The sequence below is a fragment of the Pengzhenrongella phosphoraccumulans genome (genome assembly GCF_045689905.1).
Lineage (GTDB): Bacteria > Actinomycetota > Actinomycetes > Actinomycetales > Cellulomonadaceae > Pengzhenrongella > Pengzhenrongella phosphoraccumulans.
Genome location: NZ_CP144210.1, coordinates 1,330,579 through 1,353,256, shown reverse-complemented (window position 1 = coordinate 1,353,256; position 22,678 = coordinate 1,330,579). Strand labels below are relative to the sequence as shown.

Here is a 22,678-nt window from a genome sequence, read left to right as displayed (position 1 = left end):
GGACGCACGGACCGGGACGACGAGCAGGGGGTGGCCGGTGACGAGGATTCGCGTGCTCGTGGTCGACGACTCGGTCGTCGTTCGCCGGCTCGTCACCGACGCGCTCGCCGGGGACCCCCGGATCGATGTGATCGGCACGGCCGCGAACGGGCACATCGCGCTGACCAAGATCGCGCAGCTCGCGCCGGATCTCGTCACGATGGACATCGAGATGCCGGTGATGGACGGCATCGAGACGGTGCGCGCCCTGCGCCGACGCGGCGACAAGCTCCCGATCATCATGTTCTCGACGCTCACCGAGCGAGGCGCCGCCGCGACGTTCGACGCGCTCGCCGCGGGTGCCACCGACTACGTCACGAAGCCCGCGAACCAGGGCAGCGTCGCCGCCTCGATGGCCAAGGTGGCCGGCGACCTCATCCCCCTGATCAAGGCGCTCGTGCCGTACCCCGGGCACGGCCGGCCGGCGCTGCCCCGCACGTTCGGCGCCACGCGCCCGGCCCTGGCCGGGTCCACCCAGGACGGTGCCGCCGAATCGGCCACCTCCCGGCCCGGCTCCCGGCCGGTGGCGGTGCGTGCGACACCCGCGTCGTCCCCGATCCACCTCGCCGCGCGCCCTGAGCGTCGCCCGGTGCGGCTCGTCATCGTCGGCTCGTCGACCGGCGGGCCCGAGGCGCTGTCGCAGGTCTTCCGGTCGATCACGACGCCGCTGCCGGTGCCGATGGTGCTGGTCCAGCACATGCCGCCGGTGTTCACGCGGCAGCTCGCGGCCCGGCTCGACCGGCTCGGCGCCACGACCGTGGTCGAGTCCGACGGGGACGAGGAGCTGCTCCCTGGGCATGCGTACATCGCCCCGGGCGACCGGCACCTCGAGGTGCGCCCGACGGCGCGCGGCGGTCGGACCAAGCTCACCGACGGCCCACCGGTCAACTTCTGCCGGCCTGCTGTCGACACACTCTTTCGCTCCGCGGTCAGCGTCTTCGGCGGGGACCTTCTCGCCGTCGTGCTGACCGGTATGGGAGCGGATGGCCGGACCGGCTGTGGCGCCGTCGTCGGCGCCGGCGGCACCGTCCTGGTTCAGGACGAGGCCTCGAGCGTCGTCTGGGGCATGCCCGGCGCCGTGGCGATGGCCGGTTTCGCGCACCGCATTCTTCCGCTCGACCAGGTAGGGGCCGCCCTGGTCGGTTCGGTTCTCAAGTCCGCCCTCGACCCTGCAGGTGAAATCCGTTGACTCTCGCCACCGAGACATTTACGTTCGTCGCCGATCTGGTCCGACAACGCAGCGCCATCCAGCTCGAGCCGGGCAAGGAGTACCTGGTGGAGAGCCGGCTGCTGCCGCTCGCCCGCCACGCCGGGCTGGCGGGTGTGGACGAGTACGTTCGCGGGCTGCGCGCCGTTCCGCGACCGATCGAGTACGAGAAGGTCGTCGAGGCGCTCACGACGAACGAGACCTCGTGGTTTCGCGATGCCAGCCCGTTCACGGCACTGACCGATCACGTGGTGCCCGAGCTGCTTCGCGACCGCCCGAGCATGCGCCAGCTGCGCCTGTGGTCGGCCGCGTGCTCGACGGGCCAGGAAGCGTACAGCATCATCATGGCGCTGCGCGAGTCCGCGCCGGCGATGTCCGTGCAGATCACCGCCACGGACCTCTCCGAGCAGGTGCTCGCGCGCGCCAAGGCCGGGCTGTACAGCCAGCTCGAGATCAACCGCGGGCTGCCCGCGAGGATGCTCGTCGAGCACTTCACCCGGGTCGGCATCGAGTGGGAGGTGAGCCAGCAGATTCGTCGGGGGGTGACGTTCTCGCGGCACAACCTGCTGCACGCGCCGCCCGCGGGTGGCCCGTTCGACATCGTCTTCCTGCGTAACGTGCTCATCTACTTCGACCTGGCGACCAAGCAGGAAGTGCTGCGCCGCGTCCAATCCGTCGTCCGCCCTGGCGGGTACCTGCTGCTGGGCGGCGCTGAAACCACCATCGGCGTCGACGACGCCTGGGAGCGGGTGCCCGTCGGGCGCAGCTCCGTCTACCGACTGAACGCACGGAGGGCAGCATGAAAGCGCTGGTCGTTGACGATTCCAGGACCATGCGACGCATCGTCGTCCGCATCCTGCAGCAGCTCGGGTACGAGACGGACGAAGCGGCCGACGGCCAGCAGGCCCTGGACCTGCTCGAGGCGGGTTCGGTCTTCGACCTCGCGTGCATCGACTGGAACATGCCGGTCATGGACGGACTCGAGTTCGTGATGGCGGCCCGCGCCCGGGCCGATTGGCGTGCGATGACGCTGATGATGGTCACCACGGAGGCGGAGCACGGCCAGATCGTGCGTGCCCTCGCGGCCGGTGCGCACGAGTACATGATCAAGCCCTTCACCCCTGACGCGTTCCGGGACAAGCTCGAGCTGCTCGGGCTGATTCCGACCGAGGAGATGGTATGAGCCCCATAGGGATCTTTGACTCCGTCCAGCTGACGGCCATCGCGGAGGAGGTCTTCGCCGCCATGGTCGACGGCGAACCCGGCCTCCTGCAGCCCTGGTGGGACGGGCCGGTCACGGTGGCCGATCCGCTGCACGCGTGGGTCGACCTGCACGCGTCGTACAAGGGCCGCGTGCTGCTGACCACGGACGCCGCGACGGCCGACGACCTGGCCCGCGCGCTGCTCGGGATGGACGCCGGCGAGCCCGTGTCTGAGGCAGACCTCGTGGACGCGTTCGGCGAGGTCGCGAACGTCGTCGGCGGGAACCTCAAGGCGCTCCTGCCGGAGCAGGGGAAGCTGACGATGCCGCTGGTGAGCCGCCAGGCGCCGTCGCACGAGAACGCCTTCCAGCTGGACGAGGTGCTGCTCGCCTGGCGCGGGCGCCCGCTCGTCATCTCGGTGTGGAACCTATGAGCCGGTCACCGCAGTGCACCGGTGGGCAATGGGCTGGACTAGCAGGCAAGGACGAATGACATGTTGCGAGTGGTGATTGCCGACGACAGTCGGGTGATGCGTCAGATCGTCATCCGCACGTTGCGGCAGGCGGGGTACGACTGGGACATCACGGAGGCGGCCGACGGCGCGCTCGCGCTCGAGGTCGTCACGGCCGAGCGGCCGGACCTAGTGCTCTCGGACTGGAACATGCCGAACATGACGGGGATCGAGCTGCTGCGCGCGCTGCGCGCCGGCGGGGACGACGTGCCGTTCGGGTTCGTCACCTCCGAGGGCTCGCCCGAGATGCGCGGTGAGGCCGAGGCCGCCGGTGCGCTGTTCCTCGTCGCCAAGCCGTTCACCGCCGAGTCGTTCCGCGACGTCATCGAGCCGGTGCTCGCGTGAGCGTGCCGGCCGGGACCGTCCCCACGCCGCTGCCGGGGGCCCTGGACGTCCGCGAGGTGCTCGAGGAGCTCTTCGGGCGCGACGTCGACGTCACCACGGGCGGGGCGATGGTCAACCCCGCGGCTGACGACGGCGCGATGGTGGGCATCTATGTCGACAACGCGCTCAGGCTGCGCGCGATCATGCTGTTCGACCTGCCGCTCGCGGCCCGGGCCGGTGCGGCCATCGCGCTCGTGCCCCCGGGCGGCGCGGACTTCGCGATCGAGGAGGGTGCGCTCACCCAGGCGCTGTTCGACAACGCCGCCGAGATCCTCAACATCACGGCGTCGATGTTCAACGCCGAGGGCGCACCGCACGTCAAGCTCGACCGCTGCTACGCCCCCGGCGACCCGCTGCCGGCCGACGTCGCGCAGTGGGTGCTGGCGTACGTCCGCCGGATCGACCTCACCGTCGACATCAAGGGCTACGGCCCGGGCAGGCTCTCGGCGCTCGTCGTCTGACGCCTCCCGGCCTGGAGCGCTAGCCGCGGACGACCCGGGCGATCTGGTCGACGGCCGGGCGCAGTTCGTCGAAAGCGCGTCGGTAGAGCGCTTGGTCGCCACCGAACGGTTCGACGACGTCGTCGTCCTCGGTTGCCGCCCGACGCTGGCCGCGCTGGGCGGCCGCGAGCGGGAGCAGCGCGGCGAACCGTGCGGTCAGGGGTCCGGCCGGAAGCGCCGCCGGGTCCACGCCGCCGGCGAGCCGCGCGAGCTCGCGCAGCGTGAACGTCCGGCGCACGGCGCCCGGGTGCAGCGCGACGATCTTCGAGCGGTGTCCGCGGGTGAGGGCGAGCACGAGGTCGGCGTCGCGCAGCATCTGCTCGGTCAGCTGACGGCCCGCGAACCCGTCGGGCGACGCCCCCGCCGCGCGCACGAGGTCCGCCATCGGCGCCGGCATCGGCGCACCGACCACGGCCGGCACCCCCGCGCTGGTGACCTCGACGTCCGCCTGCGGCCCGAGGGCCGCCGGACGTCGCCGTGTAGGCCACGCGGGTGGCCGGCCGCGTCGACTCACACGATCGCGCCAACCGCGGCTATTCTCTCGGGACCGGCCGATCTGTCGGCCGGACCCGAGTCCGGGGAGCTGACGTGACGTATCCACGCTGGGCGACCGAGCGGTCCGACGCGACCGTCGCTGGTGAAGGTCCCAAGCCTGCCGCCCCGGCCGGCGCGCGCGCACGGATCCGCGCAGTACGCCGCACGGTGCGCAGCAAGCTGATCCTGATCCTGGTGCTCATCGTGGTCGCCGTGATCCTGGCACTCATCGTGGCCGATCTGGTCGCCACGCCCGACCTCGAGGCCGGGGCAGATCTCCTGCCGCTGCTGCGGCTCTGACCCTGCGACGGGCGTCGCGGATCGCTCGCCTGTTCTCGATCGCCCGCGCGCGGCCTCGCTCGCCGAGCAGGGCGAGCGTGATCGTCTTCGCGTAGATCTGGGCATGCACCACGGCGGAGTCGAGCCGCGAATAGTAGCGCTCGGCAAGGATGAGCTGGTTGCGGATCGCCAGGTACCGGTTCGGTCCCGTGACGGCCTGCTCGACGACGGCGTCGAGCACGACGACCACCGGCTCGCCGAGCCGGCGGCACCTGAGCCCGAGCGCCACGTCCTCCATGTACAAGAAGAACTCCTCCGGGATCCCCCCGACCCGCTGCCAGGTCCGCACTGCGATGACGAAGGCCGCACCGTCCACCCAGAGCGCGCGCCGGGTCCCGTGCGTCCGGCCCACCCGCACGTGCTCGGGGTGTCGCAGGGGGAAGCTCAGACGACCGCCCTCCGACCACAGGCTCGGCGCCTGTCCTTTCACCCCCCGCGTGACGAGCCGGGGCGCGACGACGTGCCCACCGGGACGTTCCTGGGCGACCTCGAGCAGGCGGTCGATGACACCGTCTGCGAAGCGCACCTCATGGGTGCACACGAGGATCTCCGTGACGTCCGGCCGGCTCGCGAGCAGGTACCGGACCCCGTCGTTGGCCCCTCGCGCGTACCCGGTGTTCCGGCCCGGGCGCAGGATCACCGCGCCCGCGTCCCACGAGTCGTCGAGGTCCCCGGAGCTGTCGACCACGACGATCCGATCGCGGGGGAAGAACTCACCCAGATCGGTCAGCGTCAGTAGCAGCGTCTCGGGGCTCTCGTAATGAACGACGACGGCCGCCGCGTCGCCCTGGTCGGGCACGGCACTCCCGGTTGTTGGTGCGCGGGGTCGCGCTAGACCGACGCCCTACGCGAAGCGGGTAAATGGTGCAATTTTACCCGATTCCCCCGCGGCGACGGCGGCAGGCTGCGCCGCCGCGGGGCATCAGTGGCGCGTCAGGCGCTCACCCGGCGTTCACGGGATGCGCGGGACACCGTGAGCCCGCCGAAGCCGATGAGCCCGGCGGCGCCGAGGAGCAGCCACGGCAGACCATCGATCCCGGTGTAGGCCAGAACCCGGTTGTTGACGGCCGGGGTCTCGCTCGCGACGGTCTTGCTCGCGACGGTCTTGCTCGCGACCACCGCCACCGGTGTGACGACCGGGACGACTGGGACCACGACCGGAGGGTCAACGACGGGAGGGTCAACGACCGGCGGCACGGCCGCGATGTAGCAGCCAGCCGTTGCGTCAGTCGACTGATCACCCGTGGCAGCCAGGACCTCGACCGTGAACGTCGCTGTGGTCTCGAGGTCGGAGAACACATAGCCCGCGGCAGCGGTCGCGATGACCTCGTGCCGTCCGACCGCGAGCGGCCGGGTGTCGCTCCAGGTGTAGCTCTCGCCGTTGGTGAGGGTCAGCGACCCATCGGCGTCACACGTCGGTGGGATCGGAGTGACCTGCGCCTGAGTGATCACGCTGACCGGCAGCACCGCGGGTAGGCACTCGGGGCTATCCGGTGACAGCTGCGCGATCTTGACGGGCCAGGGGCCCTGGGTTGTGATGGCGTGCCCCGGGGTCGCAGTGGCCGTGTAGTCGCGTCCATTCTCGGTCTCTACGAACGACCAGATGTAGCTGGGATTCTGCTCCAGCGTTACGGTCCCCTCAGCGAGGCATGTCCCAGGTGTCCACGTCGGCGCGACGGGCACCACCGGGGTCGGGCAGTTCGGTCGGTCGACGAGACCACCCGCACGGAAGTCCGGCGTCCCGTTCTTGTCGATCGATTCCAGCGCGACACCGCCATAGAGGTCCACCTGATACGGCCCGCACGGCGGGGTGTTAAGAGTCGACGCCTGGGTCGAGCTCTTCGCGCCGATGGGGAAGGTCATGGGCCTCTGCGGCTGGATTGCAGTCTGGGGTACGGCCGTGAGATTGAACCCCTTCCGGTCCCAGGTTCCCGGCACGGTGTAGGACGTCGCTTGCAGCGTTACTGGGGCGCACAATCCACTCGATTCGGCGTCGACCGTCAGGCTCGCTGTGACCGTGTTGGCGTGGTCCCAGCCGTAGGTCCACTCAGGTGTGGAATCGCACTTCACTTCCACGGGGCACGCGACGGCGGGACCGGCAAACATGACGGTGAATATGGCCGCCACGCATACCGCAAGTATTTTCTTCATGGCAAAGCTGCTCTCTGCGCGTATTGTCCCTCGACTAATAGAGAGGGGTGTCCCAAGAATTCACGGAGGAGTTGCGGCGAGCCTCAGTCCTGACGGACCTGTGCGCGGCCGGGCCGCAGAAGCGACCTCAGCTCGCTCGGGCAGTTGCCGGCATCCGCGCAACGGAAAGACGTGCCTCTCGGCAAGTCATATCCGTTCGGGTTTCTCACGGCAATGCTCCTTGGGCTGGTAACCGACTCAGCGCGAAGCCCTCGCAGGCTCGACTGGTCTAGTTAAGTAGTACACCAAGCGCCCGAACTCATTGGTGGATTTTCGGTCGGCACCGGGGTGAATTCACACTCAGGATCTTTCGGGCATTTCTGACATTTCACGATCCGCCGACTGAGTACTCGTGCTGCGCGCTTAGCGCGCGAGTCACGTTTCGCGGGGGTCATGCGACGAGCGCCCCGTTGGACCGATCGACATCGAGGTCGAGTAGACCCGGCGGCACTGGTGGTCGGGTTGGCCTAGCTGGCCCGTCTAGTTCGGGTGGTCGTGGTGGTTCGGGTGGCTGCGTTCCGGGCGGTCCGGTGGGTGGCCCGGTCTGTCTGAGTGTTCGTCCGGTGGGGTCGGTGAGTTGGTACCAGACGCGTGCGATGCCGGTGATGGCGTTGTAGTCGCGTGTGGTGTGGCGGGTCAGGGTGAGGTCGAGTCGGTGGACTTCGTGGTGGTGGAAGTTGCATAACAGGGCCCCGTTTTCTACGGAGGTGGGTCCGTTGTCGCGTTGCCACCAGGCGAGGTGGTGGATGTGGCACCAGCGGGCGTGGGCGTGGCAGTCGGGCCAGGCGCATTCGCGGTCGCGGGCGATGACGGCTTTGCGTTGGGGTCCGGTGAACAGTCGTTCGGTGCGCCCGAGGTCTAGGGGGACTCCGTCGGCGTTGATGACGATGCGGGTCAGTTCGCAGTCGCACATGATCACGCCGAGCTCGGAGGCGGGCACGGGTGTGCCGTCCTCGAGGGTGGCGGGCGCGTACCCCAGGACTGGGAGCATCGCGGGGCCCGCACCGCATTGGGTCTCGTTGCTGGTGTCGTTGCCGAACAGGGTGTTGCCGCCAATCTCGCCGTCACGCTCGCTGCGCCGGTCAAACTCGCCGCCGCCACCCGTGTCGCCACCGTCGGCGCTGTCGGCGGTGAATCCGAAGGTGGCTAGGGCGGTGCGGCGGCGGTCGCGGTCGGCTTGGGCTGCGGCCCAGGTCGCTTCGGTCAGGATGACGGAGACCTGGGGTGGTACGTGCGCGCCGGGTTTGGTGTCTACCGAGGCCAGGATGCGGTCGGCGATGGTGGCCAGGGCGTCGGCGTTGCGTTGGCCGAAGTCGCGGTCGTCGTCGGCGGCGGGTCTGGGGGTGGCGGCTTCCAGGGCGAGGGCGACCTGGTGGCCGGTGAGGGAGTCGAGCAGTCCTTTGAGGTGGGTGCCGTGGGGGTGTGGGTCAGGTGCAGGAACCTTGCGCGGCGTTGGGCTTGGTGGTCGTGTTCCAGGCCGGCGGGGTCGACGTGGGCGGCCCACCGGTCGGCGGTGCGCGCGAACGTGCCCGCGTCCTGCCCGGCAGCCAACCCGAGCAGCGTCTCTTGCCCGGCGGGGGAGGTGGCGGCTTGGCGTTGGGCGGGGGTGCCGGTGGCGGCGACCTTGGCGATGATGCCGGCGTGCTCGAGCGGGATACGCCCCTCGGTCACGGCGTCCAGCACGTCGGGGACGGTGTCGAGCTCGGCAGCTTGGCGGACCCGGGCGGCCCCGCCGCGCTTCCCGAGCCGGGTCTTGCGCCCGACCCAGGCTTCGAAATTCGGGTCCCCGGACCCGCGCCACGTCTCTGCGTTGCGTTCGGCGATGAGCACCGCGGACCGGATCGCTTGCAGGGTGTCGATGGTCAGGTTCAGCTCGGTCAGCACGCCCTGCCGCTCAGGCCCGGCCCACGCGGGTGCCCCGCAGCAGCTGAGGCGAGCGCTGCAGCGGCGGCGCGCAACGCGGCCACCTCGCCGCCGGCCCCGCACGCGAGCGGCGCGACCGGACCGCCGTCGGTGGTGGCAGCCAGGCTGGCGGGCGACGCGACCGCGACAGGCGCGAGGGGAGGCGCAGCGGTCACGTCCACAGCCGCCCCCTCTCGCCATCGAGTCGCTAGAACCGAGTCAGAAGATCGAACACCTGTGCTAATCGTACCCAACCCGGACGAAACGGTCAAGGGTTCCAGCAAGATCACTCCAGACGCGATGCCGCCCGCGGCGGTCTGTCGATATTGCGACCTGCTGCGACGAACGAGCTTCGTCGGCTCGCTTCGCCCGTAGTGGCCTTGCTTGGCCGCCCTCCCCGTCCGGCCCGCGCCTCCTCCCCCTTTCCTCCCTGGCCTGGGAAAGAAGAACACCCCTGGTGCAAGGATGAAAGATCGATTGAAGAACATCACTCACAGTCGTTTCACAAATACTTTCGCCAGACTTGCTGCGCCGGCGTACCACTCGCGAACCTGGTGAAGAACATGGGCAAAACTACAACAACAATATCTAACCGATCAATCCACCACGTGACGGCGCGCCGTAAGCAAAATAGTACTATCAATGTCCTGAGCCGCACGGATGACATGTTGCTGCTTGCGGAGCTCTTCGGACATGTGGGGCCGCATACTCCTGGCAGGGGTAGCCCGACCCCATTGACTTAAGGATTGAGAAATGGACAGAACGTGGAAATGAAACTCGCGGCGATGCCAATCGCCGCATCCCTTGCCCTGGCCATTGCTGCCTACTTGTCGCCCGCCGCGCTGACCAGTTCCGAGCCGGCTATTGCTGACCGGGCGGAATCCACTCCGGTCGGCGTTGTGCTTGATCGCTCCTGGGGTGACACCGCGAAGGGTCGCGACGCAAAGAGCTCCGCGGTCGCGGCCTGGGACGCGAGGACCGACCTGGGCTCCCTCTACTCCGTCGCCACGAGCACCGGCGCGCGTGCTGCATGGGCAATGAGCGACGTCGCTGGTGGCGCGATCACCGGTCAGGGTGTCACGGTCGCACTGATCGACACCGGAGTCACTCCGGTTGCCGGGCTGAACACCGCAGGCAAGGTCATCAACGGCCCTGACTTCTCCGCCGAGGGTGTTTCGGAATCCACGAGCTTCCTGGACAGCTTCGGTCACGGCACGAACATGGCCGGAATCATCGCAGGGAACGACGTGCAGCCAGCGCGCGGGATGTCAAACCCATTTGTCGGGGTTGCTCCTGGCGCGCGGCTGCTCAACCTGAAGGTCGCGGCTGCCGGCGGCGGCGTTGACGTCAACGGAGTCATTGCGGCCGTCGATTGGGTTGTCCAGCACCGCAACGACAACGGGATGAATGTCCGGGTCATCAACCTTTCCTCCGGTGTCTCGGCCTCGACGCCGTACACGGTTGACCCGCTTGCCAAGGCCGTCGAGGAAGCGTGGGCGGCCGGCATCGTCGTCGTCGCCGCGGCAGGGAACGAGGGCGGGGCCGCCGAACTGACGATGCCCGCTGCCGATCCCTATGTGATCGCCGTCGGCTCTAGCGACAATCAGGGGACTTCTTCGGTCGCCGATGACACGCTGAGCACGTTCACCAATCCCGGCACGGCCTCACGTGCCCCCGATCTGCTCGCTCCGGGCAAGTCAGTGGTTTCGTTGCGTGTCCCGGGTTCCACCATCGACCAGGGACACCCCGAAGGTCTCGTCACCGGCGACACAGCGGGACGATTCTTCCGTGGAACCGGGACCTCGCAGGCAGCAGCCGTCGTGTCTGGCACGGTCGCACTGCTCCTGCAGGCTAAGCCCGAACTGAACCCCGACCAGGTGAAGTACCTGCTCGAGGAGTCGGCCGAGCCGATGCCCGCCGAGCCGAACGTCGCTCGTGGCGCCGGCCAGGTGAACATCGAGCGGGCTCTCCTGGCGACGGTTCCGTCCGCGGACACTGCTCTCCAGTCGTGGACGACGTCCAGTGCGCCTGGGACTCCGGGCGACTCTGTCGCTGGCTCTGACACTTGGTCGGCGTGGCACTGGTCGGCGTGGCACTGGTCGGCGTGGCACTGGTCGGCGTGGCACTGGTCGGCGTGGCACTGGTCGGCGTGGCACTGGTCGGCGTGGCACTGGTCGGCGTGGCACTGGTCGGCGTGGCACTGGTCCGCCTGGCACTGGTCCGCGTGGCACTGGTCCGCGTGGCACTGGTCCGCGTGGCACTGGTCCGTGCACTGGTCCGCGTGGCACTGGTCGGCGTGGCACTGGTCCTGACCGACCTCTCCTGACGGCCAGACAGCACCAGCAGTAGTTCGTGCAGGTGGGGTCCGCGGGGCAACCGCCTCGGGGCTCCCACCTGCACGTCTCTCCGCGGGAGCTAAACGCGCTGACCCGATCGCCCCCCGATCAGTCCCGCCCATTCCCTTCAGTAGTTCGTCGCGATGCCGATGATCAACCTGAGCGGTGATTCGTTCCCGCAGGGGCAGGGGTGGGGAATTGGCTGGGCGATCGATCGCGCGAGCGCACAAGCTCACGCCCGTGAACACGCTCTTGATCGGCCTCGTGGCCGTCGCCGCGGGGCTCTTCCTCGGCCCGCTCCGTGGGGTGCCCGCACTTCCTTCGACCTTGGATGTCCCCTGGTGGGCCGTCGCGGTCGGCTTCGTGCTCTCCGGGTCCTTGATCATCCATGTGCCCTTGGCGAGCAGCGCGTACACCCACACGCTGCGCGAGCTGCCGTCCGTCATCGCGCTCGTCTTTCTCAGCCCGAGCGCTTACCTGTGGACCAGCATCCTCGGCAGCGGCATCGCACTTCTTGTAGTCCAGCGACAGCGCGGGACCAAGTTCGTGTTCAACATGGGACTCTTCGCCGTCGAGGTCGGCGTCGCGGTTCTCACCTTCCGCGCCATCCTCGGTTCGGGTGAGCCGACCTCTCCCCTCGGTTGGCTTGCGGCACTGGTCGCCATGGTGGCTGCCGGCCTTCTCAGCTGCGGCCTCGTGACCCTGGTGATCTACCTCGCCGGCGACGGCTACAGCCCCGACATCCTGCGTGAGGCCGTCACCTCCGGCCTCCTGGCTTGCGTGGCGAACTGCGGGCTCGCCCTCCTGATCGTCGTCCTGCTGGTCAGCGATCCCCTTGCACTCGTCCTGCTGGGCGTCGCCACCGCTGTTCTCTTCCTCTCCAACCGCGGCTACGTCGCCTTCGCCGCCCGGTACGCCCAGCTCGACCTGCTCTACCGCTTCGTCGGCTCGGTCGGCGCGACGGTCGACCTCGATCTCACCGTCGCCTCAGTGCTGAGCGAGGCCCGCTCCCTCCTGGGCGCCCAGCGTGCGGAGCTTGTCGTCCTGCCCGACGGCGACCGCCCCGGCCAGCACGTCGTCCTCACCGACGACGGCGTCGACGACCGCACCGACTTCTCGCTCCGCCCGGACGTGTGGTGGTCCGGGACCCTGGAGGGCCAGGGCATCCTCATCCCTGCCGGCCAGGACCGCTCGCGCAGCTGCCTGCCCGCGGCGCTGACCGACGCCATGGCGGTCCGACTCCCGATCGACGGGGTCGACGGCGTCCTGATCGTGACCGATCGCCTCTTCACCGGCCGCACCTTCGCCAAGCAGGACCTGCGCCTCTTCGAGGCCCTAGCCGGTCACGCCGCCATCACCCTCCAGAACGCCCGCCTGGTCGACACCATCCGCTCCGACGCCGCCAAGCGCGACCACGATGCCCGGCACGATCCGCTGACCGGTCTGCCCAACCGCCGCGAGTTCCAGGAGAGCTTCGACGCGATCGCCGCCGACCACGGCGGCGCCGTCGTGATGGTCGACCTGGACGACTTCAAGGAGATCAACGACACCCTCGGCCACGGCGCCGGTAACGACGTCCTGCGGGAGATCGGGCGTCGGCTCCAGAGCGTCTCCGACGGCGTCGTCGCGCGCCTCGGCGGGGACGAGTTCGCCGTTCTCCTGCCCGACGTCGACCGGGTCGGCGCCATCGCGTCCGCGGAGGGCTTCCTCGAGGCGATCCGTCGACCGGTCGCCGTCGACGACGTGTTCCTCGCGGTCGGCGCGAGCATCGGCATCGCGATGCACCCCCTGCACGGCACGACGAGCGACATGCTGCTCACCCACGCCGACGTCGCGATGTACGCGGCGAAGGTCGGCGGCACGCGGATCGAGATCTACGCCCCGGAGCCCGAGAGCGGTCGGCACCGCCGGCTCGCCCTCGCGGCCCAGATGGAGTCCGCCATCGGCGAGGGTGCGATCACCCTCTGGTACCAGCCCAAGTGCGACGCCGCCACAGGGGTGTGCGTGGGGGTCGAGGCGCTCGTGCGCTGGATCCACCCGCTCTACGGCCTCGTCTCGCCCGCCGAGATCCTCCCCGTCGCCGAACGGACGGGCCTGGTCCGTCGGCTGACCGACCACCTGATCGCCACCGCGCTGCGCCAGCAGGCCGAGTGGCGCGAGCAGGGCCTGGACCTCACGGTCGCGGTCAACATCACGACGCGCGACCTGCTCGACGAGCAGCTCCCGTCGATCGTCGACAGCCTGCTGACCCGCAGCGGCGGGACCTCCCAGCGGCTCACGCTCGAGATCACCGAGAGCGGCATCATGCGCGACCTCGACCGCTGCCTGACCGTGCTCGATGGTCTCGCCGCGATCGGCATCAAGCTCTCCATCGACGACTTCGGCACGGGCTACTCCTCCCTTGCGTACCTCGAGCGGCTGCCCGTGAGTGAGGTCAAGATCGACCAGAGCTTCGTGCAACGCCTCGCGGACCCCAGTCACAACTCGACAGTCCTCCAGTCCACGATCCAGATGAGCCACCAGCTCGGTCTGTCGGTCGTGGCCGAGGGCGTCGAGACGGAGCCCGTCCTGGCCGCCCTGGTCCGTCTCGGCGTCGACGTCATCCAGGGCTACCACCTGGCCTTCCCGATGCCGGCGGTCGAGATCGCACCATGGAGCCTCGCGGCCATCCGCGACCCGCGCCGATCCCGCCCGGCCGGAATCACCCCACGTCCCACGTGACTCGGCCCCGCCGTCGGCCGTTGTGGCGCATGATCGAGAGTGTCCAGGAGTGTCCAGGAGTGGGCATCAGGGTCGACGGCGAACAGCATGAACGAGCGGTGTTCGACCGACAGCAGGGGGCAGCAGTGGCAGTCGCGGTGGCACAGGCATGGGCGGAGTGGCGCGAGTCGCGCGCCCGACAACCGGTCGCAGTGAAGCGCCCGTTCAGCGATTCCGCAGCCCTGCAGCGCGGGGCGCCGTTCGTGATCCTCGCTTTCGTCGCCGTCGTCGTCGAGCTGCTCACGGGCGCGTCGTCGTCCGATCTCGCGTTGGTTGCCGCGGCTGGCGTGACGGCGGGTGCGCTGCTCGTGGCGGCTTTCGCCGTGCCGTGGGGCCGACTGCCGTCGTGGTGCGACGTGATCGTGCCGCTCGGCTTCTTCGTGGTGGTCGCGCTGCTGCGCGACGCCCGGGGCGGGGCGTCGTCCGGCTACCCGCCGCTGGTCCTGCTGCCGGTCGTCTGGTTGGCGGTCTATGGCACCCGTGCCCAGCTCCGCATGGCCATCGCGGGGTTGGCTGCCACCCTCCTCGTCCCCATGATCGTGGTGGGCGCCCCGCGCTACCCGGCGTCCGGCTGGGGTCTTCCGGTCTTGGCCGTGGCCATCGGGGCGCTGGCCGGGACGGCGATCCAACAGATCGTGGAGCAGTCCCGACAGCGCGCGGCGGACGTGGCTGCCCTCGGGGTGGTCGCCCGTGCGCTGACCGCGGGGGCCGACCCGCGCCCCGATCTCTGCGCGGCCGCCGCGCTCATCGCCGGTGCCGGTTTCGCGGTTCTCTTCGAGCCCGACGACGACGGCGTCCTGATCGCGACCGCCGGCACCCACGGCCTCGACCCGGGCCTGCTGCGCGTCGACCCGGGGATCGAGACCTCGGCAACGGCGCAGGTCTGGAATTCCGGGATCCGGCTCTACCTCTCGGACGTCGTCGGCGACCCGCGCGCCTCGCGCCGGTTGACGGAGCTCACCGGGGTGGCCGCGGCGCTGTTCGCGCCGGTCACCCGCGACGGGCGCCGGATGGCGGTGCTCGTCGTCGGCTTCACGCACACCCGCCCTCGGCTGCCCGAGCCCGCGCTCGACCTGGTCGAGCTGGTCGCCGCCGAGATCGCCGCGGCGATCGACCGGGCCGACCTAGTGGCGCTGCTCGCCGAGCAGGCGCGCACCGATCCCCTGACCGGGGCCGCGAACCGGCGTAGCTGGGACGAGTCGCTCGACCGTGAGCTGGCCCGCGCCGAGCGCACCGGTGACCCGTTGACCGTCGCCCTGGTCGACATGGACCACTTCAAGGCCTACAACGACGAGTTCGGCCACAACGCGGGCGACGTCGTGCTGCGCGACCTCGTCCTCGCCCTGCGGGCCGAGCTGCGCACGGGCGACCTGATCGCCCGCTGGGGTGGCGAGGAGTTCGCGCTCGCCCTGCCGGTGTGCGACATGGCGCACGCCCAGCAGATCGCGGCGCGCCTGCTGGGCGTCATCCCCGGCGGTCAGACGGCGAGCATCGGGCTGACCCAGGCGGGGTTCGGCGACACCCCGCGCAGCCTGATCGGGCGGGCCGACCGTGCGCTCTACGCGGCCAAGGACGGCGGCCGCAACCAGGTCGGCGTGCTGCCCGCGCCGTCGCGACTGGGGCCGGCGCCGGGAACGATCGAGCGCGCGGCCTCCTGAGCCTGGTCGGCCGCTTCCGCAATATCGGGGCAAAACCGACGAAACCCCTTCATGACTCCTCGATCCCGCCGATAGGTCGGGCGGAGAGGAGTCGTGATGGCATTCGATCGCCCGACCCGGGAAGGGCCGGTCTACGACAACGATTCGTACTGGTGGAGCGCGCCGGTGCGCGAGAACTACCTCGGCCTCGACCGCGGGCCGGTGCCGGCGGAGGGTGCCGAGGAGTCCGCGGCGGGCCCGAGCGATCGCTCTCAGCCGGAGGCGTCGACCGCGCTGCCGGCCCAGCAGGCAGGCCCGGGGCCGATCCAACAGTTCGCCGGGTGGTCGCCGCGGCGGTCCGGGCACTAGACCCGCGACTTGTGCGGACCCGCAGGTCTCGCTACGCTCCCACTCATCAGAGGTCTGATGAAACGGAATCTTGTGCAGCGTGGCACTCGCGTGGACCAGGCGGCTCAGCGCCTCCTCGACCGCATCGCGACCGGCGAGTTCGCCGATGACGCCCCGTTGCCGCCCGAGGCCGACCTCGCCGCAGAGCTCGAGGTCAGCCGTCTCACCCTGCGCGAGTCGGTGAGCATCCTAAAGACCCAGGGGATCCTGCGCGTCGAGCACGGCCGCGGCACCTATGTGAACCCGATGTCACGGTGGTCGGCGATCGGACCGTTCATCCGCGCCACCTCGCGTGCGGACGCGAGCGCCACCGTCACCACCCCGCTGCAGCTTCTCCAGGTTCGCCGCATGATCGAGATCGGAGCCGCCGAGCTCTTCGCGAGCGTGCGCACCGATGCCGATCTCGCGGCCCTGCAGGCCGAGATCGACCGGATGGACCAGGCCCACGCGGCGACCGACGTCGACGCGTTCGTGGCCGGCGACCTCGCCTTCCACAACGTGATCCTCGAGGGTTGTGGCAACCCGTTCGTCGCGATGCTCTACCGCCCGATCGGCCGCGAGCTTCTGCAGGCTCGCTCCCAGACCTCCGACTTCGCGGTCGTTCGCGTGAACGCCCAGGCCCAGCACCGCGGCATCCTCGCGGCCCTGCGCACGGGCGACCCGCATGCGAGCCGGGTGGCCATGGAGTCGCACCTGCGCCAGACCATCGACGACCTGGTGCAGCACGTGCTCAGCAAGCTCACCGTCTCGCCCACCTGATCTCACCCGGTTGCCCTCGACGCCGAGGACGATCCCAACACCTCTGACCTCTGATGTTGGTCAGACCGGCACAACCGCTTGATCAGACAACAAAGGAGTTGGCATGATCCCGTTCGACCATCTCGTCCGCGACTACCCCATCGCAGACCGGGTCCCCGCCACCACCGTCGCGAACCTCGTCGCGGCCTCGGGCCGCGTGCTCGTCGTGCTCGACGACGACCCGACCGGCACCCAGTCGGTCGCTGACCTCCCGGTCCTGACCGGCTGGTCCACGGGCGACCTCGCCTGGGCGCTGCAGACGGGCAAGTCCGCCGTCTACGTGATGACGAATTCGCGCAGCCTCGACCCGGCCGACGCCGCCGCGCGCAACCGCGAGGTCGTCGCGGCGGCCCTGGCGGCGTCGCGCAGCACCGGCATCGCGATCGACTTCGTCTCGCGCTCCGATTCCACGCTGCGCGGGCACTTCCCGCTCGAGACGGACACGATCGCCGCGTGCCTCGCTGAGCAGGACGGCCGCACCGTCGACGCCGTCGTCATCGTCCCCGCGTTCGGCGAGGCCGGGCGCATCACCGTCGGCGGTGTGCACTACGCGGGCACCGCGGCGGACGGCTTCGTGCCGGTCGGGGAGACCGAGTTCGCGAAGGACGCCACGTTCGGCTACGCATCCTCCGACCTGCGCGACTGGGTCGAGGAGAAGACTCAGGGGCGCCGCGCGGCCCAGGACGTCGTCGCGATCACGCTCGACGTCCTCCGCGCCGGGCCCGAAGCCGTCGCCGCGGTGCTCGCGCCGCTCACGGGCGGTCAGCCCGTCGTCGTGGACTGCGTCGAGGAGAACGACCTGCGCATCCTCGCGCTCGGGCTCGACCTCGCCGAGCGCGAGGGCAAGCACCTGCTCTACCGCGTCGGGCCGCCGTTCGTGCGGGCGCGCATCGGCCAGGAGGTCCACGCGCCGCTCACGGCCGACGACGTGATCGCCATCCGCAAGGACGCGACCGCCCGCAAGGACGCGGCCGCCTGCAAGGACGTGACCGCCCGCAAGGACGTGACCGCCCGCACTGACGCGCTCGCCCGCACTGACGCCGTCGGCGGCCTCGTCGTCGTCGGCTCCCACATGGCGCTGACCACCCGCCAGCTCGACGCGCTGCGCGAGCGGCGATCCCCGACCGAGATCGAGATCTGCGTCGCCGACGTGCTCGACGACTCCCGCCGCGACCAGCACCTCGCCGCCGTCATCGACGCCTGCGTCGAGGGCCTGGCCAGCGGAAACGTCGCGATCGGCACGAGCCGCACCCTGGTCACCGGGGCCGACGGCGCGTCGTCCCTCGACATCGCGCGCCGCGTCTCGACGGCCATCGTCGAGGTCGTGCAGGCCGTGCTCGCCGCCCGGCCGCCGCGGTTCGTGGTCGCCAAGGGCGGGATCACGTCGTCCGACGTCGCCACGCGTGGGCTGTCGATCACCCGCGCGGTGGTCCGCGGCCCGATGCTGCCCGGGATCGTCTCGCTCTGGGAGCCGTCCGACGGACCCGCGCGCGGCATCCCCTTCATCGTGTTCGCCGGCAACGTCGGTGGCGAGCAGTCGCTCGCCGACGTCGTCGACAAGCTCTCTCCCAGTGCCCCGATTGACAGTGACCTGATTCAAGGAGGAACCATGTCCAGCTCCAACCCCGCCAGCACCACTCTCGCCACCACCACGATCGCCGTCCTCGGCCTGGGCGCGATGGGCCTGCCGATGGCGACCTGCCTCGCGCCGCACGCCCAGGTCTGCGCCTTCGACCCGACGTCGGCGCGCGCCGCCCTCGCCGTCGCGGCGGGCGTCAAGGCCGCGGACTCGGCCCGCGAGGCCGCCCGCGGGGCCGACGTCGTCCTGCTCGCCGTCCGCAACTACGCCCAGCTCGACAGCGCCCTGTTCGGCGACGACGGCGTAGCGAGCGTCCTCGAGCCCGGTGCGGTCATCCTGCTGACCTCGACCGTCGGCATCGAGGCGGTCCGCGAGGTTGCGGTCCAGCTCGACGCCATCGGTCTGCACCTCGTCGACGCCCCCGTCTCGGGCGGGCCGGTGCGCGCCGGGAACGGCACGCTGTTGATTACGGTCGGGGCCACCGACGAGGCGTTCGCCAAGGTCGCGCCCGTGCTCGAGGTCCTCGCGGGGACGCTCAAGCGGATGGGTCCGCGCCCCGGCGACGGCCAGGCCATGAAGACTGTCAACCAGCTGCTGTGCGGCGTGCACATCGCCGCCGGTGCGGAAGCGCTCGCCCTGGCCCGGGCCCTCGGTCTCGACCCCGCGGCGGCGCTCGAGACGCTGGGCGCCGGTGCGGCCGAGTCGTTCATGCTCGGCGACCGCGGCCCGCGCATGCTCCAGGCCTACGACGACGGCGGTGCCGAGGTCCGCAGCCGGCTCGACATCTTCGTCAAGGACATGGGCATCGTCACCGGGGCGGCCAAGTCGGTGCACCTCGCGACCCCCGTCGCTGCGGCCGCCGAGCAGCTCTTCCTCCTCGGCGAGGCCCAGGGCCTCGCCGCCGGGGACGACTCCGCCGTCATCACGGTCGTCGCGCCCCGCAAGGAGCGCTGACCCGTGGGAACCGCTGCCCTCCTGACGATCGCGCTCGTCGCGGTCGCGATCCTGCTCGTGCTCGTCATCAAGTTCGAGCTCTCGGCCTTCGTCGCCCTCCTGCTGGTCTCGATGGGCACGGCTTTGGTCGCGGGCATCCCGGTCATCGAGGTCGTCCCCGTGATGGTCGCCGGGATGGGCAAGGTGCTCGGCTCGGTCGCGATCGTCGTCGGGCTCGGGTCGATGCTCGGACGCCTGATCGAGGTATCCGGGGGAGCGGAGAACCTCGCCCGCCGGTTCACCGGGGTCCTCGGCCCGAAGCGCGTGATCGCTGCGCTGACGGCGGCCGCGTTCATCCTCGGCATCCCGGTGTTCTTCGACGTCGCGTTCATCATCCTGGCGCCGATCGTGTTCGCGTTCGCCAAGGTCGCGAAGCTCAACCCGATGAAGATCGGGCTGCCGGTGGCGGGCGTCCTGCTCACGGTGCACGTCGCGCTGCCCCCGCACCCGGGTCCGGTGGCCGCGTCCGTGCTCACCGGGGCCGACGTCGGCCTGATGACGCTCGTCGGCCTGGTCGTGTGCGCGCTCGTCGGCGTGATCGGCTTCTTCGCCGCGAAGCTGTTCCGGGTCGAGGGCATCACGTTGCTGCCGTCGCCCGCGAGTGAGTCCCTCGGCGAGGACGACGGCATGGGCCACCCGAGCCACGCCGACGACTCTGACCTTTCTAGTGCGGTTCCCTCCGGCTCTGGCCGTTCCGACTCTGGTCTCTCCGACGCCACCCGCTCCGGCGGGGGAGTCCTCACAGCCACCCGGTTCAAGGCCCGCACCAACGTGCCGAGCGCAACCATGGTGACGACGCTGATCCTGGTACCGATCGTCATGATCATGGCCGGTTCGGTCTCTGCCACGGTGCTCGAGGAGGGGAGTGCGGCGCGGTCGATCGCCACGTTCCTCGGCGCACCGACCACGGCCCTGCTCGCCGGCCTGATGGTGGCGTACTTCCTCATCGGGTCCAAGACCGGCTGGTCTCGCGGCAAGCGCACCTCGGTGCTCGACTCGGCCTTGCCGATGGTCGCCGTGATCATCTTCGTCACGGGTGCTGGTGGCGTGTTCGGCAACGTGCTGGTCGAGACCGGCATCGGTGCGGCGCTGTCGAGCACCCTGCAGGCAGCCGGGCTGCCCCTGATCCTCAGCGGGTTCCTCATCACCCTCGCGCTGCGTGCAGCACAGGGGTCGGCGACGGTCGCCATCCTCACCTCGGCGGGCCTGCTGTCCGAGGCCATCACCGGCGGCGGCTACTCCTCGATCCAGGTCGTGGTGCTGACGTTGGCCATCTGTTTCGGCGGGCTGGGGCTGTCGCACATCAACGACTCCGGGTTCTGGATCGTCACGAAGTACCTGGGTCTGTCGGTCGCCGACGGCCTGAAGACCTGGACGGTGCTGACGACGATCCTGTCGATCAGCGGCTTCCTGATCACCTGCCTCCTCTGGGCAATGGTGTAGCTCCACCCCTGAACACCGGTCGGCGCGGCGGGTCACCCATCTCGGGTGGCCCGCCGTGCCGATGTCGGCAACCCCGAGTGACCTGCAGGAAGATGACGATTCGCTTATCACGATCTAGACTGCTATCGCTGAGACGCAAATTAGGTACAAATAGACTATTCGATCTATTTCTTGTTCACACAGAACATTCCGGCAGATCCTGTCGGGAGTCCGTTGGCCTGGCGGACAGCCGAAGAGCCGCTTGACCCCGCGGGTTGACCCGCGACCTGACTCAGGCCCGACCAACGAAGGATGTCGCATGAAGCTCTCCCGGAACCTGCGCGCGACCCACGTGCGGCTCGGTGTCGCCTCGATCGCCGCACTCGGCCTGCTGGTGGCGCTCCCCGGCACCGCCCAGGCGGCCGCGACAGCGGTCCCGCTCGGCACGGCGGGCAGCTACGCCATCCTGGCCGGCTCGACCATCACCAACACCGGCGCGACCACCATCGAGGGTGATGTCGGCATCTCCCCCCTCGCGGCCATCACCGGCTTCGAGACCGTGACGCAGAACGGCGTCGTGCATGCCGCCGACGCCCCGGCCGGGATCGCTCAGGAAGACCTCGGCACCGCCTACGACAACGCGGCCGGGCAGTCGCCCGCGACGGCGGTCCCCACCGAGCTCGGCGGCACGACCCTCCTGCCCGGCATCTACAGCGCCGGCACCTTCGGGCTCACCGGCACGCTCACCCTCGACGCCAAGGGTGACCCGAACGCGGTCTTCATCTTCACTGCTGCGTCCACCCTCATCACGGGCCCTGGCAGCAGGGTTGAGCTGCTCAACGGTGCCCAGGCCTGCAACATCTTCTGGCAGGTCTCGATCTCCGCAACGCTCGGCAGCGGCTCCAGCTTCAAGGGAACGATCTTGGCGCTTACCAGCGCGAGCCTCGAAACCGGCGCGACCGTCGAGGGCCGCGTCCTCGCTCGCAACGGTGCCGTCACGTTGCAGGGGAACACCATCACCCGGCCGACCTGCGCGACGGTCCCCACGCCGACGCCGACCAGCCAGGTCGCCGCAGTCCCGACCGGTGCTGTCTCGACCGGTGACGGCAGCACCAGCGCGAGCACCGCGCCGTACGCACTGCTCGGCACGCTGATGGTTGCCGGTATCGGCGGCGCGACCCTGGTCGCCGTCCGTCGTCGCCGTTTCGACAGCTGACCATTCGTCACCGCATGGGCCACCTTCCCGATCGACCCGGATCACGTCCGGCCGGCTTCGGGGCGGTGGCCCGTTGCGTTGTGGCCGTCGCTCTCGTCTTCGGTGCCGCCGCATGCGCTCCCACGGACCCCGCGCCGAGCGTCACCACCTCGCGACCGCTCGCGTCGAGCACTCCGACGCCGAGTGCGACGCCGTCTGCCTCCCCCACCCCCACGCCGGTCGAAGCCCCCCATCTGGCTAGGTCCACCCCCGTCCACCTCGTGATCCCGGCAATCGGGGTCGACACGGATCTGATGGCCCTCGGGCTCCAGGCCGACGGCACGATGGAGGTCCCGCCCGAAGGCTTCCCGGCCGGCTGGTACACCGGTGCGCCGACCCCGGGCGAGCTGGGTCCGGCGATCATCGCGGGCCACGTCGACTGGACCGGCCCCGGGGTCTTCCACGACCTGCGCGACCTCAAGGCCGACGACGAGGTCTCCGTCACGCGCGAGGACGGCAGCGTCGCGGTGTTCCGTGTCACGGGGACCGACCAGTTCCCCAAAAACGCGTTCCCTACGGACCTGGTCTACGGCAACATCGACCACGCCGGCCTGCGGCTGATCACCTGCGGGGGGGCCTGGAATCGCCGAACGCATCACTACGACGACAATCTCGTGGTCTTCGCTGACTTCGTCCCGCCCGGCTCGTAACCCAAGGTCTCCCCGCCCACGCAAATCACGCG

Annotated in this window: 22 protein-coding genes and 1 pseudogene; 17 read left to right on the top strand and 6 right to left on the bottom strand. The window is 70.0% G+C overall.

Features of this window, described 5'->3' with window-relative positions; translation table 11 throughout:
- Positions 1-37 precede the first annotated feature (37 nt).
- Genes cheB through VTA80_RS06260 form a run of 6 tightly spaced genes read left to right on the top strand, consistent with a single transcriptional unit; the run spans position 38 to position 3,804 of the window.
- Positions 38-1,228, top strand: a complete 1,191-nt coding sequence (gene cheB, locus VTA80_RS06285; RefSeq protein WP_407344538.1) for a chemotaxis-specific protein-glutamate methyltransferase CheB — start codon at positions 38-40, stop codon at positions 1,226-1,228.
- Positions 1,225-2,049 (top strand): CheR family methyltransferase, encoded by an 825-nt coding sequence (locus VTA80_RS06280; protein WP_407344537.1) that lies wholly within the window; start codon positions 1,225-1,227, stop codon positions 2,047-2,049. The genes cheB and VTA80_RS06280 overlap by 4 nt, the downstream gene beginning before the upstream one ends.
- Entirely contained in the window at positions 2,046-2,429 is a 384-nt protein-coding gene (locus VTA80_RS06275; protein WP_407344536.1) for a response regulator, read from the top strand. The genes VTA80_RS06280 and VTA80_RS06275 overlap by 4 nt, the downstream gene beginning before the upstream one ends.
- Entirely contained in the window at positions 2,426-2,881 is a 456-nt protein-coding gene (locus VTA80_RS06270) for a chemotaxis protein CheX (RefSeq protein WP_407344535.1), read from the top strand. Before VTA80_RS06275 ends, VTA80_RS06270 begins: the two co-directional genes overlap by 4 nt.
- Before the next feature lie 60 nt (positions 2,882-2,941).
- Positions 2,942-3,304: a response regulator gene (locus VTA80_RS06265; RefSeq protein ID WP_407344534.1), complete on the top strand. Its 363-nt coding sequence runs from the start codon at positions 2,942-2,944 to the stop codon at positions 3,302-3,304.
- Positions 3,301-3,804, top strand: coding sequence for a hypothetical protein (locus tag VTA80_RS06260; protein WP_407344533.1), 504 nt, complete (start codon positions 3,301-3,303; stop codon positions 3,802-3,804). The genes VTA80_RS06265 and VTA80_RS06260 overlap by 4 nt, the downstream gene beginning before the upstream one ends.
- A gap of 19 nt (positions 3,805-3,823) precedes the next feature.
- Here the strand turns inward: VTA80_RS06260 and VTA80_RS06255 are convergent, their stop codons facing one another.
- On the bottom strand, positions 3,824-4,255 hold the full coding sequence (locus VTA80_RS06255; protein WP_407344532.1) for a low molecular weight phosphatase family protein: 432 nt from the start codon (positions 4,253-4,255) through the stop codon (positions 3,824-3,826).
- 176 nt (positions 4,256-4,431) lie between these two features.
- Here VTA80_RS06255 and VTA80_RS06250 point away from each other — a divergent pair, with 176 nt between their 5' ends.
- Positions 4,432-4,677: a hypothetical protein gene (locus VTA80_RS06250; protein WP_407344531.1), complete on the top strand. Its 246-nt coding sequence runs from the start codon at positions 4,432-4,434 to the stop codon at positions 4,675-4,677.
- Here the strand turns inward: VTA80_RS06250 and VTA80_RS06245 are convergent.
- From VTA80_RS06245 to VTA80_RS06225, 5 genes are all read right to left on the bottom strand, one after another.
- Complete coding sequence (locus tag VTA80_RS06245; RefSeq protein ID WP_407344530.1) at positions 4,604-5,515, bottom strand: glycosyltransferase; 912 nt, start codon at positions 5,513-5,515, stop codon at positions 4,604-4,606. The genes VTA80_RS06250 and VTA80_RS06245 overlap by 74 nt on opposite strands.
- 134 nt (positions 5,516-5,649) lie before the next feature.
- Complete coding sequence (locus VTA80_RS06240) at positions 5,650-6,579, bottom strand: hypothetical protein (protein ID WP_407344529.1); 930 nt, start codon at positions 6,577-6,579, stop codon at positions 5,650-5,652.
- 718 nt (positions 6,580-7,297) lie between these two features.
- The gene (locus tag VTA80_RS06235; protein ID WP_407344528.1) at positions 7,298-7,897 is read right to left on the bottom strand and encodes a hypothetical protein; all 600 of its coding nucleotides are present in this window, start codon (positions 7,895-7,897) and stop codon (positions 7,298-7,300) included.
- A 260-nt stretch (positions 7,898-8,157) separates the two neighbouring features.
- Entirely contained in the window at positions 8,158-8,790 is a 633-nt protein-coding gene (locus tag VTA80_RS06230; protein WP_407344527.1) for a DUF222 domain-containing protein, read from the bottom strand.
- A complete protein-coding gene (locus VTA80_RS06225; RefSeq protein WP_407344526.1) occupies positions 8,784-8,984 on the bottom strand; it encodes a hypothetical protein in 201 nt (66 codons plus the stop codon). The genes VTA80_RS06230 and VTA80_RS06225 overlap by 7 nt, the downstream gene beginning before the upstream one ends.
- A gap of 609 nt (positions 8,985-9,593) precedes the next feature.
- On the opposite strand from VTA80_RS06225, the gene VTA80_RS06220 reads away from it, so the two are divergent.
- From VTA80_RS06220 to VTA80_RS06175, 10 genes and pseudogenes are all read left to right on the top strand, one after another.
- On the top strand, positions 9,594-11,120 hold the full coding sequence (locus VTA80_RS06220) for a S8 family serine peptidase (RefSeq protein WP_407344525.1): 1,527 nt from the start codon (positions 9,594-9,596) through the stop codon (positions 11,118-11,120).
- 264 nt (positions 11,121-11,384) lie between these two features.
- Positions 11,385-13,865, top strand: a complete 2,481-nt coding sequence (locus VTA80_RS06215; protein ID WP_407344524.1) for a putative bifunctional diguanylate cyclase/phosphodiesterase — start codon at positions 11,385-11,387, stop codon at positions 13,863-13,865.
- A gap of 191 nt (positions 13,866-14,056) precedes the next feature.
- Positions 14,057-15,562: a GGDEF domain-containing protein gene (locus VTA80_RS06210; RefSeq protein WP_407344523.1), complete on the top strand. Its 1,506-nt coding sequence runs from the start codon at positions 14,057-14,059 to the stop codon at positions 15,560-15,562.
- Positions 15,563-15,658: 96 nt separating this feature from the next.
- Positions 15,659-15,910: a hypothetical protein gene (locus tag VTA80_RS06205; protein WP_407344522.1), complete on the top strand. Its 252-nt coding sequence runs from the start codon at positions 15,659-15,661 to the stop codon at positions 15,908-15,910.
- Positions 15,911-15,967: 57 nt separating this feature from the next.
- Positions 15,968-16,708 carry a FadR/GntR family transcriptional regulator gene (locus VTA80_RS06200; RefSeq protein ID WP_407344521.1) on the top strand — a complete coding sequence of 247 codons (741 nt, stop codon included), beginning with the start codon at positions 15,968-15,970 and terminating at the stop codon, positions 16,706-16,708.
- 103 nt (positions 16,709-16,811) lie between these two features.
- Positions 16,812-18,278 (top strand): annotated as a pseudogene (locus VTA80_RS06195) (four-carbon acid sugar kinase family protein); the annotation flags it as partial.
- Positions 18,279-18,356: 78 nt separating this feature from the next.
- The gene (locus tag VTA80_RS06190) at positions 18,357-19,280 is read left to right on the top strand and encodes an NAD(P)-dependent oxidoreductase (RefSeq protein ID WP_407345707.1); all 924 of its coding nucleotides are present in this window, start codon (positions 18,357-18,359) and stop codon (positions 19,278-19,280) included.
- Between the two features lie 3 nt (positions 19,281-19,283).
- Positions 19,284-20,762: a transporter gene (locus tag VTA80_RS06185; RefSeq protein ID WP_407344520.1), complete on the top strand. Its 1,479-nt coding sequence runs from the start codon at positions 19,284-19,286 to the stop codon at positions 20,760-20,762.
- 298 nt (positions 20,763-21,060) lie between these two features.
- On the top strand, positions 21,061-21,957 hold the full coding sequence (locus VTA80_RS06180; RefSeq protein WP_407344519.1) for an ice-binding family protein: 897 nt from the start codon (positions 21,061-21,063) through the stop codon (positions 21,955-21,957).
- 14 nt (positions 21,958-21,971) lie between these two features.
- The gene (locus tag VTA80_RS06175; protein WP_407344518.1) at positions 21,972-22,646 is read left to right on the top strand and encodes a class F sortase; all 675 of its coding nucleotides are present in this window, start codon (positions 21,972-21,974) and stop codon (positions 22,644-22,646) included.
- The last annotated feature ends 32 nt before the right edge of the window (positions 22,647-22,678 follow it).

What these genes read in the sequence shown, in the direction of transcription:
- VTA80_RS06220 (WP_407344525.1), top strand. Translation starts at nt 9,594, where the DNA reads ATGCCAATCGCCGCATCCCTTGCCCTGGCCATTGCTGCCTACTTGTCG.
- VTA80_RS06200 (WP_407344521.1), top strand. Translation starts at nt 15,968, where the DNA reads ATGAAACGGAATCTTGTGCAGCGTGGCACTCGCGTGGACCAGGCGGCT.
- VTA80_RS06265 (WP_407344534.1), top strand. Translation starts at nt 2,942, where the DNA reads ATGTTGCGAGTGGTGATTGCCGACGACAGTCGGGTGATGCGTCAGATC.
- VTA80_RS06240 (WP_407344529.1), bottom strand. Translation starts at nt 6,579, where the DNA reads ATGACCTTCCCCATCGGCGCGAAGAGCTCGACCCAGGCGTCGACTCTT.
- VTA80_RS06235 (WP_407344528.1), bottom strand. Translation starts at nt 7,897, where the DNA reads ATGCTCCCAGTCCTGGGGTACGCGCCCGCCACCCTCGAGGACGGCACA.
- VTA80_RS06275 (WP_407344536.1), top strand. Translation starts at nt 2,046, where the DNA reads ATGAAAGCGCTGGTCGTTGACGATTCCAGGACCATGCGACGCATCGTC.
- VTA80_RS06180 (WP_407344519.1), top strand. Translation starts at nt 21,061, where the DNA reads ATGAAGCTCTCCCGGAACCTGCGCGCGACCCACGTGCGGCTCGGTGTC.
- VTA80_RS06175 (WP_407344518.1), top strand. Translation starts at nt 21,972, where the DNA reads ATGGGCCACCTTCCCGATCGACCCGGATCACGTCCGGCCGGCTTCGGG.
- VTA80_RS06270 (WP_407344535.1), top strand. Translation starts at nt 2,426, where the DNA reads ATGAGCCCCATAGGGATCTTTGACTCCGTCCAGCTGACGGCCATCGCG.
- VTA80_RS06205 (WP_407344522.1), top strand. Translation starts at nt 15,659, where the DNA reads ATGGCATTCGATCGCCCGACCCGGGAAGGGCCGGTCTACGACAACGAT.
- VTA80_RS06190 (WP_407345707.1), top strand. Translation starts at nt 18,357, where the DNA reads ATGTCCAGCTCCAACCCCGCCAGCACCACTCTCGCCACCACCACGATC.